This window comes from Dyella silvae (assembly GCF_026421305.1).
GTDB lineage: Bacteria > Pseudomonadota > Gammaproteobacteria > Xanthomonadales > Rhodanobacteraceae > Dyella > Dyella silvae.
Genome location: NZ_JAPJBQ010000002.1, coordinates 477,429 through 494,062, shown reverse-complemented (window position 1 = coordinate 494,062; position 16,634 = coordinate 477,429). Strand labels below are relative to the sequence as shown.

Genomic DNA, 16,634 nt, shown 5'->3' with positions numbered 1-16,634 from the left:
CCGCGTGACCAACCCGTTCAACTGGGGTAAATTCCCGTTCAATCAGGGGGCTGGGCCAGTATCGCTATGTCAACGCTAATGCAACCTTCGCTCGCGGGCCTGACGGGCATGGCGCGCAGGTTGGTGTCGGAAGATGTTTTGCCCGAGGCCGACGTGCGCAAAGCAGTGGCAGACTCGCTGCAGAATAAGGCCGCCCTTATCCCCTGGCTGCTTGACCACAATCTGGTGGATAGCGCTCGCCTCACCCGCATCGCCTCCGATGAGTTCGGCATGCCGATGATGGATGTGGGCAGCCTTGCGCCCGGCTTGATGCCGGTGAACCTGATCAGTGAGGCGCTGATCAACAAGCACCACGCGCTACCTCTCTTCAAGCGAGGCAAGCGCCTGTTTGTCGGCATCGCCGATCCGATGCAGTCGCACGCGCTCGATGAGATCAAGTTCCACTCCAACTGTATGGTGGAACCGATTCTGGTTGAGCGCGGCCAGTTGATGCGCACTATAGAAAGTACGCTCAACACCATGAGCAACACCGTTCCCGACCTGGGTAGCGGCGATCTCGATGACTTGGTGCTGGATGGTGGCGGTGACGAAGAAGCCGAGTCAACCGGCATTGATGCCAACTCGAACGACGATGCGCCTGTAGTCAAGTTCGTCAACAAGATTCTGGTGGATGCTATCAAGCGCGGCGCCTCGGACATTCATTTCGAGCCGTTCGAGACGCAGTACCGCGTGCGCCTGCGCATGGACGGCATGCTGCGTGCCGTGGCCAGCCCCCCGATGAAGCTGGCCTCACGTATCTCCTCGCGTATCAAAGTTATGTCAGGCCTGGACATTGCGGAACGTCGCGTGCCACAGGACGGCCGTATCAAATTGAATCTATCCAAGAGCCGCGCGGTGGATTTCCGCGTCAGCACGCTGCCAACGCTGTTTGGTGAGAAAATCGTGCTGCGTATTCTGGATGGCTCAGCTGCCAAGCTAGGCATCGATGCGCTTGGCTATGAGGATGCGCAGAAGCAGCTGTATCTGGAGGCGATCCACAAGCCATACGGCATGGTGCTGGTCACCGGCCCTACCGGCTCGGGTAAAACCGTGTCGCTCTATACGGCGCTCAATATCCTCAACACCGCCGAGCGCAATATCTCGACGGTCGAGGACCCGGTGGAAATTCGCGTCGAGGGCATCAATCAGGTGCAGCAGAACGTAAAGCGCGGCATGACCTTCGCCGCCGCGCTTCGCTCATTCCTGCGCCAGGACCCGGACGTGATCATGGTGGGCGAAATCCGCGACCTGGAAACGGCCGAAATTGCCATCAAGGCGGCGCAAACCGGCCACATGGTGCTGTCCACCTTGCATACCAACGACGCTCCCCAGACCGTCTCGCGCCTGATGAACATGGGCATTGCGCCCTATAACATTACGTCTTCAGTCACCCTGGTTATTGCACAGCGACTCGCGCGCCGTCTCCATGACTGCAAAAAGCCGATGGAGCTGCCCCCCCAAACACTTCTGGCGGCGGGCTTTACCCAAGCGGAGATCGATGCCGGCCTCACCCTTTATGAAGCAGTAGGCTGTGGCAGCTGTAACGAGGGCTACAAGGGTCGCGTTGGTATCTATCAGGTAATGCCAATGTTGGAGGATATCCAGAAGATTATCCTGCAAGGCGGCAATGCTCTGCAGATCGCAGAGGTAGCGCGCAAGGCCGGTGTTAATGACTTGCGCGCATCCGCGTTGCTCAAGGTCAAGAAGGGCGTCACCAGCTTGGCTGAAATCGACCGCGTCACCAAGGATTAAAGACCTTACCGTTGAGCCCTTGACCCGTCGAAGGAGGGGTTCGTCACACCGGAGTTGCGTCCGGTGCCACGAACTGACTCGGGAGAATGGCTTAAGCTACAAAAATGTTGAGGCAGTCGCCATCCTGAGGCGACCCGACCGGACGAGCAGGGGGAAATGCAATGGCCACGGCCACCGCCACCGCTAAGAAAACATCCAAACTTGCCGCTCAGCGCGCGGAAGTCAGCAGGCTGACCATGTACGACTGGGTCGCGCTCGACAAGCGTGGCAAGCGAATGAAAGGCGAAATGCCCGCAAAGAACGCTTCGCTGGTAAAAGCTGAGCTTCGTCGCCAGGGTATGAACCCGCAAACAGTACGGGAACGCGGCAAACCCCTGTTCGGGTCTACTGGTAGTGCAGTCAAGGCGCGCGATGTGGCGATTTTCAGCCGCCAGATCGCCACCATGATGGCATCGGGCGTACCCATGGTGCAGTCTTTCGACATCATCGCTGACGGCCAGAAAAATGTCCGCTTCAAGAACATGCTTGTCGACGTCAAACAGACAATCGAAGGCGGCGCCGCACTGCATGAAGCGTTGGGCAAATACCCGGTCCAGTTCGACGAGCTCTATCGCAACCTTGTGCACGCAGGTGAATCCGCCGGCGTTCTCGATACCGTACTTGACACGGTAGCTACGTATAAAGAACGCACCGAGGGCCTCAAGGCCAAGATTAAAAAAGCCCTGTTCTATCCAATCATGGTGCTCGTTGTGGCGTTTGTGGTCAGCATGATTCTGCTGCTTTTTGTCGTCCCGGTTTTCGCTCAGGTCTTTAAGGATGCTGGCGCCGAACTCCCGGCCCCAACGCAGATCGTCATTAGTGCTTCCGAGTTCATGAAGTCCTATTGGTGGCTTGTGGTCGGCAGTGTCGTCATTAGTGTGGTTGCACTGGTGATGGGCAAGAATCGGTCAATCAAGTTTGCACACTTCCTTGATCGCCTCATGCTGAAGTTCCCGGTGATCGGCAACATTCTCCGAAACTCTGCCATTGCTCGTTTTGCGCGTACGCTGGGCGTAACGTTTAAAGCCGGCGTTCCGCTGGTGGAGGCCATGGATGCCGTTGCTGGCGCTACCGGCAGCATCGTCTACGGCGACGCAGTGAGGCAGATGCGTGACGACGTTTCCGTCGGCCATCAGCTCCAGCTTGCCATGCGCCAGACCGGCCTGTTTCCCAACATGGTGGTGCAGATGACCGCCATCGGCGAAGAGTCCGGTGCGCTCGACCACATGTTGTTCAAGGTCGCCGAGTTTTACGAGGAAGAGGTCAACAACGCCGTCGACACCCTGTCCACATTGCTTGAACCCATGATCATGGTGATCCTCGGTGTACTGGTGGGCGGCATGGTGATTTCGCTGTATCTGCCGATCTTCAAGCTGGGCGGCACAGTTTAATTGCTAATTTATCAAGCCCCTCTCCCACCGGGAGAGGGGCTTTTATCGTTTCAGGGACAATGCATGCTCGACCTTCCCCTCTGGGCCTGGATCCTTGCCGCCGGCGTGCTCGGCTTGCTGGTTGGTAGCTTTCTCAACGTCGTGATCCTGCGTCTGCCGGAACGGATGAAGGCCGAGTGGCGACTGGACGCGTTTGACGCGCTGGAACTGGAGCCCGACGGCCGGCCCTTGCCGCCTGGCATTGTGCGCGAGCCTTCGCACTGCCCCCATTGCCACCATCCGCTGACGGCACGGGACAACATTCCCTTGTTTGGATGGTTGCTGCTGGGCGGGCGCTGCCGCTACTGCAAGGCGCCCATATCCATCCAGTACCCGCTGGTTGAACTTCTTTCCGGCTTGCTGAGCGCCGCGGTGGTCTGGAAGTTCGGCCCGCAGTGGCCTGCCCTTGCGGGACTGGTATTCACCTGGATGCTGATCGCGCTCTCCGGCATCGACTTCCGTACCCAGTACCTGCCCGATCAGCTGAACTACCCGCTGTTGTGGTTGGGCTTGGTACTCAGCCTTGTCCCTCTGTTTGTAACGCCACACGCCGCCATCCTCGGCGCGGCCATTGGCTACCTCAGCCTTTGGAGCGTCTATTGGTTATTTAAGCTGCTCACCGGCAAGGAAGGCATGGGCTACGGCGACTTCAAGCTGCTTGCTGCGCTTGGTGCCTGGATGGGCCCCATCGCTTTGTTGCCGGTGGTGCTGCTGTCCTCTCTGATAGGCGCCCTGGTGGGTGGCACGCTGATAGCGCTACGCAAGCATGGTCGTGACATTCCCATGCCGTTCGGGCCCTTCATTGCAGCGGCAGGCTGGGTATGGTTTATGGCTGGGGATTGGCTGTTGCAGCACTACATGCAGTTGACTGGCATGCGATGAGCAGACCTTCTCGTAGCTATGTGGTTGCGCTTACTGGCGGCATCGCTGCTGGCAAAAGTGCGGTATCCCGGCGCTTCGAAGCGCTGGGGATCCATGTCTACGATGCGGATATCGCTTCACGCGAAGTGGTGGCCTCAGGCACAGAAGGTTTGCGCGCCGTCACCGAACATTTCGGCAACGGTGTACTGGATACCACCGGACAGCTCGACCGCGCCGCCATGCGCCAACGCGTTTTCGGCAACGACACCGAACGGCGCGCGCTGGAGGCCATCATCCATCCGCGCGTACGTGCCTGGATCCATGACCACGCTTTGGCCGATCGTGGCCCCTACTGCCTGCTGGCCATCCCCCTGCTCGCGGAAAACCTGGAGCACTACCGCTGGGTCGATCGGGTGCTTGTGGTCGATGCCCCCGAAACGGTTCAGCTCGACCGGTTGGTGCAACGTGACGGCATCGACGAGGTACTCGCTCGCCGCATGATTGAGCGCCAGGCCACGCGCACGGAGCGCCTCACCCTTGCGCACGATGTCATTGAAAACAGTGGTGACGAGGCCGCACTGGATCACGCGGTATCGACGCTACACGAACGCTACCTGGTACTGGCACAAGACAGGTATTGAACGCGGCTCACCAAAACCCGCGAATACCAGCAACGCCCTGCCCGCCGCATTGTCTGGCCATGGTCAGGTCAGCCCCGGTCATGCCGCCTAACGCGTAAACCGGCACCGCAGCCTGATCAACCAGTGCCGCAAACGTTGTCCAGCCCATGGGAGCGGCCCCAGGATGCGAGGCCGTCGCGGCCACCGGTGACAACGTGGCGAAATCGGCGAGCAGCAACGCACGCGCAAGCTCCTCCGCGAAATGGCAGCTCGCCCCCACCCATTGGTGAAATGGCAGCGGGCGCTGACCCATATCCTTCAATTGCTGCGCCTTGAGCTGGACACCCACTCCCCTCCCCAGCGCCAATGCCCCTTCCACATCGCCACTCAGCACCAGTTGCGCTCCTCTGGCGCGAGCGACCGGCAGTAGCGCGGCCGCCAGCTCGCGCACACGCTCAGGCAACCAAAACGGAAGGCGGAGCAAGATCAGGCGCTCGCCTCGCTCAATCGCTCCGGTGATGCGCATAAGCCAGTCCCCGAATGCATCGGGCGGCGTGTCGGCAGGCGTCATGAGATAGCGCTCAGGCAACTGCAGCGCCCTCAGAATGGGCCGGTCCGCCGGCGCCAGAATGGACAGATCTACCTCGGCCGGCGGGCACCACTGCAGGGCCTGATGCTCCAGCGACGCAGGCTCACCCTGCCACTCGCGAATCGTCCGGGCGTCGAGCAACAGCGAGCGATCACCGTATCGCCAGGGAATACGGATCAAGGGGGCGGCCAGCGACGCGTCGATACCCAGTTCTTCGCGCAGCTCGCGGATAAGGCCGGCTTCGGGAGACTCCCCCTCTTCCAGCTTCCCCCCCGGGAACTCCCACAGGCCCGCCAGGTGTTTGCCCGGCGGCCGCTGTGCCAGCAGCACGCGGCCGTGCGCGTCGACCATCACGCCCGCCATGACGTGCATGACCCGGGGCTCGAAGAGAGGCAACGCGCCGCGCCTGATCAGTCGTTACGGATGTACTCGACCATATCGAAGTCGTAAGCGTGGTCTGCATCCTTCTTGTGATGCACGCGCGAAACTTCGGTCCAGTCGCTGAAATGCACACCGGGGAAGAACGTATCCGCGCCATCGACGGCGGCATTCACCCAGGTCAGGTACAGGCGTTTTGCGGCCGGCAGCGCCTCGGCGTATACCTCACCGCCGCCAATCACCATCAGCCCGGTGCCACCCGCACGGGCATGGCCTTCCGGCAGGGAACGCACCGTGATCTGGCCCGGAAACGGTGCCTCGTGCTTGCGGCTCAACACCAGATTCGTGCGATCCGGCAAGGCACGACCAATGGCAACGGCCGTGTTGTAGCCCATGAGCACATACTTGCCGACAGTAAGCTGTTTGAACCAGCGCAGGTCGTCCGGCAGGTGCCAGGGAAGCTGTCCCTTACGGCCAATAGCGAAGTTCTCGTCCAGCGCGGCAATCAGCGAAATAGCCATGGAAATCCTTGGATCATCACAATAGGGGACTGCCGGCGCGCCGGCCTATGGCGTCGCGCGGCGCCGATCTTAGCAGGATGCGGCCCGGCGCCGGTTACACCGCCACAGGTGCCTTGATGGCCCCGTGCGGCTCGTAGCCGACGATGGTGACATCCTCGTAGCGGAAGTCGAACAGCGAGCCCACGCCGGGGTTGAGCTTGAGCTGCGGCAGCGGGCGCGGCTCGCGCGACAACTGCAGGCGCGCTTGCTCCAGATGGTTATTGTAGAGGTGCGCATCACCCAGCGTGTGCACGAAATCGCCCACGCCCAGCCCGCACACCTGCGCCATCATGTGAGTCAACAGCGCGTAGCTCGCAATATTGAACGGCACACCGAGGAAGATGTCGGCGGAGCGCTGGTACAGCTGGCAGCTCAGCTTGCCGTCGGCTACATAGAACTGGAACAGCGCGTGGCACGGCATCAGCGCCATTTTCGGCAGCTCGCCGACATTCCACGCGCTTACCACCAGCCGGCGCGAATGAGGGTTGCGCTTGATCTCATCCACCACCCAGCGGATCTGGTCGACGGTGCCGCCATCGGCCGTGGGCCAGGCTCGCCATTGCTGGCCGTAAACGGGGCCCAGCTCACCCTGCTCGTCCGCCCATTCGTCCCAGATGCTGACGCCGTTCTCTTTGAGGTAGGCGATGTTGGTGTCGCCCTGCAGAAACCAGATCAGCTCATGGATGATCGACTTCAGGTGCAGCTTCTTGGTGGTGACCAGCGGAAACCCTTGCGCCAGGTCGAAACGCATCTGCCAACCGAACACGCTACGCGTGCCGGTGCCGGTGCGATCGCCTTTTTCCGCGCCGTGGTCCAGCACGTGCTGCAGCAGATCCAGATAGGCGCGCATGGGTTACTCCTTGCCCGGCATCGAAACAGTGTAAAGACGCAGAGTCGGCGCTTGCCGTGCCATCACCAGCAGCACCACACCGATGAGAATCAGCGGCAATGACTGGATCTGCCCCATGGTCAACCAGCCCCAGGCCAGGTAGCCAAGCTGCGGATCAGGTACGCGCACAAACTCCACGCCGAAGCGGAAACAACCGTACATCAGTCCAAACAGACCGGACACCAGATAACGCGGCCGGGGCTTCAACGACACCAGGAACAGCACCGTGAACATCACCACGCCCTCAAGCAGCATTTCATAGAGCTGCGAGGGGTGTCGCGGCAAGCCGCCGAATTGCGCCAGGGCGGCCTGCCATTGCGGATGCGCTGCCGCCCAATCGACGTCAGCGCTGTGGGCGTTAGGGAAAAGCATGGCCCACGACACATCGCTGGGCTTACCCCACAATTCGCCGTTGATGAAATTGCCCAGGCGACCAAGCCCCAAACCAATCGGCACCAGCGGCGCGACAAAATCCACCGTGTCGAAGAAATGCATTGCATGCCGGCGCGACCACCACAAGCCCGCCGTCAGCACTCCCAACAAGCCGCCATGGAAACTCATGCCGCCGTCCCACACGCGGAACAGCGCCAGCGGGTCTTTCCAGATCCAATGGATATCGGCGTAGAACAGCATGTACCAAATGCGTCCACCGACGATCACACCCATCATCGCGTAGAACACCAAATCACCCAACGCATCCTTCGTCACCGGCAACCGGCCTTGGCGGCGCCGGTACTCGGCCATCAGCCAGGCGCCGAGAAAGCCCCCCAGATACATCAAGCCATACCAGTGAATCTGTAGCGGCCCCAGATGAAAGGCAACTGGGTCGAAGGCAACAGTAAAAGGCTGGGTCATGAGCAAACGGGGCGGTGGCAAAGCGCAAGTGTAGCGGTCTCACCTGGACAAGGCATGGGGGTGCTGTCGTCGGCGGTACGGCGCCGCTCGTCGGTCGGGAAGTGGCGCATCTCGCACTCCCTGGTAGCTACCTGCCATAAAACCTGTAGACAAAACCAGCTACCACCTGACTGTTTCATTAGGCTTGCACCTACACGTCACTTTGTTTTAACGTCGGGATTACATCGCCTGTCCCCCAAGCCCGGCGATGCCACGGCGTAAAGACCCCTCCCCAGGGCCTTACGTCTCATTCCAAGAACCTGATGCCCAGCTCTTTGCGCGCTGGCTGATGGCTATTTTTTGTTCGGAGTTCCAACAATGAAGCAAAAGACACTGCTGGCTACTGCCATCGCCGCAGCGCTCGTGCTGCAGACGTGGTCGGTGGCCGCACAGGATGCTGCCCCCGCCAAGGCTGATCAGGGTTCGGCCAAGAGCCTCGAAACCGTGACGGTAACCGGTTCGCGCATTCGCAGCGTGGACGTGGAAACCTCGCAGCCCGTCTTCACCATGGACAAGGCGGCCATCCAGGCCACCGGTCTGACCAATGTCAACGACATTCTCGCCCGCATGCCGTCCATGGGCACCCCGGACATCACCCCGCAGGACACGCTGTCCTCCGGCGCTGACGTCGGTGGCCGCTATGTGAACCTCCGCAACCTCGGTTCGCAGCGCACCCTCGTGCTCGTCAATGGCCGTCGCTGGAGCACCAGCCTTGGTGGCCTGACCGACGTGTCGACCATTCCCGTCTCGATGATTGATCGCATCGACATCCTCAAGGATGGCGCGTCTTCCATCTACGGCTCCGACGCCATCGGCGGCGTGGTGAACATCATCACCAAGGAGAAGTTCGAAGGCGCCGAAGCCAACGTCTACTACGGCCAGAACGGCAAGGGCGACGGCGAGACCCAGAATTACGACTTCACCTGGGGCCACAGCACCGAGAAGAACTCCATCGTTATCGGCGCTGCCTACCAGCAGACCGACCCGATGTGGGACCGCGAGCGTCCGGAAACCCGCTACGCCGACGGTCCGCGTCACCCCGACGCCGGCTGGAGCTCGACCGGTCCGTACGGCCGCATCGTTGATCCGACCACCAAGCAGCAGTACGTCATCAACCACGGTGCGACTGATTCCAGCAATCTGGCCAACTACCATCTGTACGATGGCAGCACCAACGCCGATCGCTACAACAGCACGCAGGACATGACGTTCCGCGCCGGCACCAAGCTGAAGAACCTGTTCCTGCAGGACAACTACAAGCTGACCGACAACATCACTCTGCACGGCATGGCCGATGCCAGCGTGCGTGATTCGTCCGCCCAGCTGGCGGGCTATCCGTTCTCCACCGGCAACACCGTCGGAAACCTGTTCCCGAACGGCGTGCAGATCAGCGGCCAGAACGCCTACAACCCGTTCCCGGGTCAGGATGTGTCGTTCTTCCGTCGCACGGTGGAAATGCCGCGCGTCACCGACGCACATTCCAAGATCTACAACATCAACGTGGGCGCGCAGGGCTACTTCCAGTTCCTCGGTCATGACTGGACCTGGGATGCGGACTACAGCTACTCGCAGAACAAGATCCACCTATCCACCGACGGCAACCTGGACCTGCACAAGGCACAGGCCGCACTGGGCCCGACCACCATCATCAACGGTCAGGTGGCTTGCGCCAACGCTTCCGATCGCGCTGCTGGCTGCGTGCCGTGGAACATCCTCGCCGGCCCGGGTGCCACCCCGCAGTCCGTGCTGAACTACGTGGGCTACCACGAGTCCGCGCGTCAGGTCAGCTCCACCGATGACTACACCGCCAACGTCTCCGGCGGCCTGTTCGACATGCCGCTCAACGCCGGCACCGTGAACCTGGCCGTGGGCGTGGAGCACCGTGGTCTGAAGGGCAGCTACCGCCCGGATGCCTACGTTGCCGCAGGCAACACCACCGACCTGGCCGCCAACGCGACCACCGGTAAGTACTTCACCAACGAAGCGTACGCCGAGCTCGACGTGCCGCTGCTGCGCGACCTGCCGGGTGCCCAGGAACTGGGCATCAACATCGCCAGCCGCTACTCGAACTACAGCAACTTCGGCAGCACCACCAACAACAAGTACAGCTTCCGCTACCGTCCGATCGAAGACTTGCTGATCCGCGGCACGTTCGCCCATGGCTTCCGTGCACCGACCATCAACGATCTGTACGGCGGCCCGGGCCAGAGCTTCGAAACCTTCATCGATCCGTGCGACACGAAGTATGGCGCCGCCGCCACCAGCAGCACGGTGGCTCAGCGCTGCGGAACCGCAGGTGTCCCGGCCGGCTACCGCCAGGTCGATGGCTCCGGCACGCCGATCAAGAGCAACACGGGTACGCAGACCCCGGTGCCGTTCGTCTCGGGCTCCAACCCGAACCTGCAGCCGGAACAGTCGATCACCCGTACGCTGGGCCTGGTCTACAGCCCGCACTTCGTGGAAGGCCTGGACTTCACGGTTGACTACTACAACATCTACCTGAAGAACCAGATCACGTCGGTCAGCGCCAGCGAGATTCTCAACCTGTGCTACGTGCAGAACGATCCGTCGTACTGCAGCCGCTTCACCCGCAAAGCAACGCCAGGGATTGACCCATCCACCGGCCTGGTCCAGGGCTCGGTCAATGCGCTCAACGAAAGCGAAGCCAACCTCGGCACGCTGAAGACCGAGGGTTACGACGTCGGTATCCACTACCGTCTGCCGGAAACCTCGTTCGGCCGCTTCCGCATCGCTTCGGACAGCACCTATCTGACCAAGTACGAAACGGTCAGCAGCCCGGGTGCGACGCCGAAGGACCAGGTCGGATTCTTCGCTGCCGACAATGGTGCACAGGCGATCTACCGTCTGCGTTCGAACCTGCAGCTGGATTGGGACTTCAAGGAGTTCGGCGCCAGCTGGACGGTCCGTTACTACTCGGGCCTGAAGGACCAGTGCTACACCGCAACCGTCGAGTGCAGCTCGCCGACCTACACCAACCCGTGGTGGCCGTCGGTTGGCATGAGCCAGAAGGGTTCGGTCGCGTTCAACGATGCGCAGTTCCGCTACACCGCACCGTGGAAGGGCGTGTTCACCGTTGGCGTGAATAACATCTTCAACAAGAAGGGCCCGTTCTACTACAGCGTGCCGACGGCCGGTACCGGCAGCCCGCCGTACAACCCGTCGTTCGACATCGACCGTTACTGGTACGTGTCGTACAACCAGAAGTTCTAAGCTCGAAAGAGTTGAGATCTTCGAAAAAGGCGGGCCTTCGGGCCCGCCTTTTTTTGTTCCCTGACAAAGCCAGTTGAAACGCGTAGGGCCAGACCACTGAATTAGTGAGCGCTTTGCTTACATGCACTGACAGCAACAGCTGGTTTGTGCGCAGCAGCGCCTCTGCTTAACTTTGAATTCACATCGCTGCCAAAGGTGGAAGAGCGATGTCGAGGTATCGCATCCGCCGCCCCGCGGCATGCGAGCCGATCCCCAAGCACCCAATGTCGAGCGCACGCGCCGGCAGCCGGTTACTTTTGTTCGGAGTTATGTATGAAGCAAAAAACACTGCTGGCCACTGCCATCGCCGCAGCGCTCGTGCTGCAAACCTGGTCCGTCATGGCCCAGGACGGCGCCCCTGCTCAGGCGGATCAATCGAAAGCCAAAAGCCTTGAAACTGTCACGGTGACCGGCTCGCGCATTCGCAGCGTGGACGTCGAAACCTCGCAGCCGGTCTTCACCATGGACAAGGCAGCGATTCAGGCCACTGGCCTGACCAACGTCAACGACATTTTGGCCCGCATGCCGTCCATGGGCACGCCAAGCATCACGCCGCAGGACACCCTGTCCTCCGGCGCTGACGCCGGCGGTCGCTACGTCAACCTCCGCAACCTGGGTTCGCAGCGCACCCTGGTGCTGGTCAACGGCCGCCGCTGGAGCACCAGCCTCACCGGCCTCACCGACGTGTCGACCATTCCCGTGTCGATGATCGAACGCATCGACATCCTCAAGGATGGCGCCTCCTCCATCTATGGTTCCGACGCCATTGGTGGCGTGGTGAACATCATCACCAAGGAAAAGTTCGACGGCGCCGAGGCCAACGTCTACTACGGCCAGAATGGCAAGGGCGATGGCGAGACCCAAAACTACAACTTCACCTGGGGCCATACGGGTGAGAAGAACTCGATCATCATCGGTGCCGCCTGGCAGCAGACCAACCCGATGTGGAACAACGAGCGCCCGGAAACCCGCTACGCCAACGGCGCACGTCACCCCAATGACGGTTGGAGCTCCACCGGCCCGTACGGCCGCATAGTTGACCCGATCACCGGCGCGCGGTACGCCATCAACCACGGTGCGGTGGACACGGCCAACCTGGCCAACTATCACCTCTACAATGGCAGCAGCAACGCCGACCGCTACAACACCGCGCAAGACATGACGTTCCGCGCAGGCACCAAGCTGAAAAACCTGTTCGTCCAGGACAAGTACAAGCTAACTGACAGCATTACGCTGCACGGCATGGCCGCCGCTAGCGTGCGTGACTCGTCCAGCCAGCTGGCCGGCTATCCGTTCTCCACCGGCAACACAGTTGGCGACCTGTTCCCGAATGGCGTGCAGGTCAGCGGCCAGAACCCATATAACCCGTTCCCCGGCCAGGACGTGTCGTTCTTCCGCCGCACGGTGGAGCTGCCGCGCGTCACCGACACCCACTCCAAGATCTACAACATCAACGTCGGTGCGCAGGGCTACTTCCAGTTCCTCGGCCACGACTGGAGCTGGGATGCGGATTACACCTACGCCCAGAACAAGATCCACCTGTCCACCGTCGGCAACCTGGATTTGAACAAGGCACAGGCCGCCCTAGGCCCGACCACGGTCATCAACAATCAGGTGGTCTGCGCCAACGCCGCCGATCGCGCAGCAGGTTGCGTGCCATGGAATATGCTCGCCGGCCCGGGTGCTACACCGCAGTCCGTGCTGAACTACGTGAATTATCACGAATCGGCACGCCAGGTCAGCTCCTCCGATGACTACACTGCCAACGTCTCTGGCGGCCTGTTCGATATGCCGCTCAATGCCGGTACCGTGAACCTGGCCGTGGGCGTGGAGCACCGCGGAGTCAAGGGCAGCTTCCGCCCCGATGCTTACGTCGCCGCCGGCAACACCACCGACCTGGCCGCCCAAGCTACCTCCGGTAAGTACTTCACCAACGAAGCCTATGCCGAGCTCGACGTGCCGCTGCTGCGCGACCTGCCGGGTGCGCAGGAACTGGGCATCAACATCGCCAGTCGCTATTCGAACTACAGCAACTTCGGCAGCACCACCAACAACAAGTACAGCTTCCGTTACCGTCCGATCGAAGACTTGCTGATCCGCGGCACGTTCGCCCATGGCTTCCGTGCGCCGACCATCAGCAATCTGTACGGCGGCCCGGGCCAGAGCTTCGAGACCTTCCTGGATCCGTGCGACACCGTTTACGGCGCCGCCGCGACCAGCAGCAATGTGGCACAACGTTGCGCCACGATCGGCAACGGAACCAAACCAGGTTATCGTCAGGTCGATGGCTCCAGCACGCCGATTACCAACAACACCGGCGCACAGACCCCAGTGCCGTTTATCTCCGGCTCCAACGCAAACCTGCAGCCGGAGCAGTCGATCACCCGTACGCTGGGCCTGGTCTACAGCCCGCATTATGTGGAAGGCCTGGACTTCACGGTTGATTACTACAATATCTACGTGAAGAACATCATCTCGTCGGTCACCGCCAGCGAGATTCTCAACCTGTGCTACGTGCAGAACGATCCGTCCTTCTGCGGCAAGTTCAATCGCGCGACGGCGCCGGATCCGAGCACCGGTCTCGTAACAGGCTCGGTGAATCAGCTAAATGAAAGCCTGTCCAATCTAGGTACGCTCAAGACATCCGGCTACGATTTGGGCATCCACTACAAGCTGCCGGAAACTTCATTCGGTCGCTTCCGCATCTCCTCTGATAGCACCTACTTGACCAAATACGAGACCGTCAGCGGTCCGGGAGCTACACCGAAGAATCAAGTCGGCTTCTTTGCCGCGGACAATCCCGAGCAGGCTCTCTACCGACTTCGCTCCAACCTCCAGGTGGATTGGGACTACCGCGAATTTGGCGCCAGTTGGACGATCCGCTACTACTCGGGTCTGAAAGACCAGTGCTATGACAACACCCCTGGCAACTATGTCGAGTGCAGCTCACCGAACTACACCAACCCCTGGTGGGGCACGGTCGGTATGAGCCAGAAGGGTTCGGTCGCCTTCAACGACGCACAGTTCCGCTACACCGCACCGTGGAAGGGCGAGTTCACCGTTGGCGTGAACAACATCTTCAACAAGAAGGGCCCGTACTACTACAGCGTGCCGACGGCCGGCACTGGAAGCCCGCCGTACAACCCGTCGTTCGACATCGATCGTTTCTGGTACGTGTCGTATACCCAGAAGTTCTGAGCTCGAAAGAGTCGCGATCTTCGAAAAAAAACGGGCCTTCGGGCCCGTTTTTTTGGTGCGAAGTTGCGTAGCAATTCGCGCAACCTCAGTTCATCAAAGCAATACAGGTCGATCCGGCAGCTCATCCGGCTTCGCCTTGTCATTGCCAGGGAAGTGCCGCTTCAGCAATGCATGCGCTTCATCAATGCCATCAAGGCATCCTTCACGCCATGCACCTTTGGCAAAACGTGTAAGCATGTGATCGCGAACGCTGTCCCATTCGTGCTGGGCGACCGCAGTGGCAATCCCTCGGTCGGCGATGATCACGACGCGGTGTTCGGCCATCAGCACGTAGAACAACACGCCGCTGTTGTGCTCGGTATCCCATACGTGCAGTTGCGCAAATACTTGTTGCGCGCGTCGATGGGCATCCAGACCTTCCAGTACCGCAAGTGGCGCCAGCCGCGATTCGACGGCAAAACAGATTTCACCCTTGTGCCCTCGCTCGCCCTCGGCAATCGCGATCGTCATGTCGTCCAGCAGGCTCTTGGGAAAACGACGGCGCATTTGAAACCAGCCATCGAAGAGGTTCATCAGCAGACGTTGCATGCGTGTCATGTCACCAGCTCCCTGACGAACCACCGCCGCCGAAACTGCCACCGCCGCCGCTGAAACCTCCACCGCCACCGCCAAAGCCGCCGCCTCCACCGAAGCCACCGCCGCCGAAGCCACCAAAACCTCCCCAGCCGCCGCCACCAATGGATCGACCCGTTCCCGTCGGCAGCAACATCAACACACCGCCGATTAGGGCACCCATGATGCCCACCCCAACGGATGCGGCCAACAACCAGAGCAGACCACCGGTAATGGCCGCACCTAGCGGTGTGCGTAGCCATATGGCGGAGCGTCCAAAGATGCCACGCAGAAAGAACGCCACGAACACGCCGATCAGCAACACATTGCCAAAATGGGAACCACGCCGCTCGCGATTACCGCTCTCGACTGGCGGCGGCAATGCTTCGCCGTTCACCAGCTTGGTCAGTGCCCCCACGGCGTCACCGATGCCGCCGTAGTAATCATTCGTGCGGAATTTCGGTGCGATGTATTCGCGAATGATGCGGGCCGTGGCCGCATCAGGCACCGCCCCTTCGAGGCCATAACCCACCTCTATGCGCACACGGCGATCATTCTTGGCCACCAGCAACAGCAGCCCGTCGTCCGTGCCCTTGCGGCCAATCTTGTTCGCCTCAGCCACGGACAGCGAGTATTCGGCAATGTCCTGTGGTTGCGTCGTGGGTACCATCAGCACGACCACTTGCGCGCCCTTGGTTTTCTCCAGCGATACCAGCTGCGCGTCCAGCTGATCCAGCTGTTGCGGCGTCAGCGTGCCCGTCTGGTCAGTGACGTGCCGGGTCAGCGTGGGAACCTTGGGCATGTCTTCCGCATGTAGCCCTACGGGCGACAGCAACGCTATCGCCAGTGTCGCCAGCAGACGCGCCATGCGCCGCATCATGTCAGTGTGCCGAGGCAGCAGGTGCCGGTGTCGTGCCGAAGTTGACGGTCGGCGCAGTGGAAATGGCCTTCTCGTTGTCGACCGAGAAATTCGGCTTCACCTGATAACCAAACATCTTCGCGGTCAGGTTGTTCGGGAAGGTGCGGATCATCGAGTTATAGTCCTGCACCGATTTCACGTAGCGATTGCGCGCTACAGTGATGCGGTTCTCGGTGCCCTCCAGCTGTGCCTGCAGATTCTGGAACAGACCGTCGGCCTTGAGCTGCGGGTAGTTTTCGCTGACCACCATCAGACGCGACAGCGCGCTGGATAGCTCGCCCTGTGCCGCCTGGAACTGCTTGAGCTTCGCCGGATCATTCAGATCGTCGGTGGACAGCTGCGCACTTCCTACCTTGGCGCGCGCATTGGTCACCTCGGTGAGCACTTTCTCTTCGTGCTGGGCGTAGCCCTTCACCGTATTCACCAGGTTGGGCACCAGATCTGCGCGCCGCTGGTATTGGTTGAGCACCTCGGACCATGCGGCCTTGACCGCCTCGTCCTGGCGCTGGATGGCGTTATAGCCACACCCCGAAAGGCCGGCAACGACCAGCAGCAATGCGAGGACACGAAGAAGTTTCATGAGG

Annotated in this window: 13 protein-coding genes; 6 read left to right on the top strand and 7 right to left on the bottom strand. The window is 60.8% G+C overall.

The features are described from left to right. Positions 1 to 66 precede the first annotated feature (66 nt). The 4 genes from pilB (at position 67) to coaE (ending at position 4,762) form a co-directional block, all read left to right on the top strand. Entirely contained in the window at positions 67 to 1,791 is a 1,725-nt protein-coding gene (gene pilB, locus OQE56_RS06435; protein ID WP_267222667.1) for a type IV-A pilus assembly ATPase PilB, read from the top strand. A 161-nt stretch (positions 1,792 to 1,952) separates the two neighbouring features. Beyond that, positions 1,953 to 3,221, top strand: a complete 1,269-nt coding sequence (locus OQE56_RS06430; RefSeq protein WP_323748558.1) for a type II secretion system F family protein — start codon at positions 1,953 to 1,955, stop codon at positions 3,219 to 3,221. 63 nt (positions 3,222 to 3,284) lie between these two features. Next, complete coding sequence (locus OQE56_RS06425) at positions 3,285 to 4,142, top strand: prepilin peptidase (RefSeq protein WP_267222665.1); 858 nt, start codon at positions 3,285 to 3,287, stop codon at positions 4,140 to 4,142. After that, entirely contained in the window at positions 4,139 to 4,762 is a 624-nt protein-coding gene (gene coaE / locus OQE56_RS06420) for a dephospho-CoA kinase (RefSeq protein ID WP_267222663.1), read from the top strand. The genes OQE56_RS06425 and coaE overlap by 4 nt, the downstream gene beginning before the upstream one ends. Positions 4,763 to 4,769: 7 nt before the next feature. Here the strand turns inward: coaE and OQE56_RS06415 are convergent, their stop codons facing one another. From OQE56_RS06415 to lgt, 4 genes are all read right to left on the bottom strand, one after another. Further along, a complete protein-coding gene (locus tag OQE56_RS06415; protein WP_267222661.1) occupies positions 4,770 to 5,702 on the bottom strand; it encodes a Nudix family hydrolase in 933 nt (310 codons plus the stop codon). A 38-nt stretch (positions 5,703 to 5,740) separates the two neighbouring features. Continuing rightward, positions 5,741 to 6,229, bottom strand: coding sequence for a dihydrofolate reductase (locus OQE56_RS06410; protein WP_267222659.1), 489 nt, complete (start codon positions 6,227 to 6,229; stop codon positions 5,741 to 5,743). Positions 6,230 to 6,323: 94 nt separating this feature from the next. After that, positions 6,324 to 7,118, bottom strand: coding sequence for a thymidylate synthase (locus OQE56_RS06405; RefSeq protein ID WP_267222657.1), 795 nt, complete (start codon positions 7,116 to 7,118; stop codon positions 6,324 to 6,326). Positions 7,119 to 7,121: 3 nt separating this feature from the next. Beyond that, positions 7,122 to 8,012, bottom strand: coding sequence for a prolipoprotein diacylglyceryl transferase (gene lgt, locus OQE56_RS06400; protein ID WP_267222656.1), 891 nt, complete (start codon positions 8,010 to 8,012; stop codon positions 7,122 to 7,124). A 357-nt stretch (positions 8,013 to 8,369) separates the two neighbouring features. Between lgt and OQE56_RS06395 the strand changes: the two genes are divergently transcribed. Next, positions 8,370 to 11,282 carry a TonB-dependent receptor plug domain-containing protein gene (locus OQE56_RS06395; protein ID WP_267222655.1) on the top strand — a complete coding sequence of 971 codons (2,913 nt, stop codon included), beginning with the start codon at positions 8,370 to 8,372 and terminating at the stop codon, positions 11,280 to 11,282. 312 nt (positions 11,283 to 11,594) lie between these two features. Beyond that, positions 11,595 to 14,519 (top strand): TonB-dependent receptor plug domain-containing protein, encoded by a 2,925-nt coding sequence (locus OQE56_RS06390; protein WP_267222652.1) that lies wholly within the window; start codon positions 11,595 to 11,597, stop codon positions 14,517 to 14,519. A 93-nt stretch (positions 14,520 to 14,612) separates the two neighbouring features. Here the strand turns inward: OQE56_RS06390 and OQE56_RS06385 are convergent, their stop codons facing one another. The 3 genes from OQE56_RS06385 to OQE56_RS06375 are packed head-to-tail and all read right to left on the bottom strand — an operon-like array spanning position 14,613 to position 16,630. After that, the gene (locus OQE56_RS06385; RefSeq protein WP_267222651.1) at positions 14,613 to 15,116 is read right to left on the bottom strand and encodes a TPM domain-containing protein; all 504 of its coding nucleotides are present in this window, start codon (positions 15,114 to 15,116) and stop codon (positions 14,613 to 14,615) included. 1 nt (position 15,117) lies between these two features. Then, on the bottom strand, positions 15,118 to 16,008 hold the full coding sequence (locus OQE56_RS06380) for a TPM domain-containing protein (RefSeq protein WP_267223386.1): 891 nt from the start codon (positions 16,006 to 16,008) through the stop codon (positions 15,118 to 15,120). A gap of 4 nt (positions 16,009 to 16,012) precedes the next feature. Then, entirely contained in the window at positions 16,013 to 16,630 is a 618-nt protein-coding gene (locus OQE56_RS06375; protein WP_267222649.1) for a LemA family protein, read from the bottom strand. Between the last annotated feature and the right edge of the window lie 4 nt (positions 16,631 to 16,634).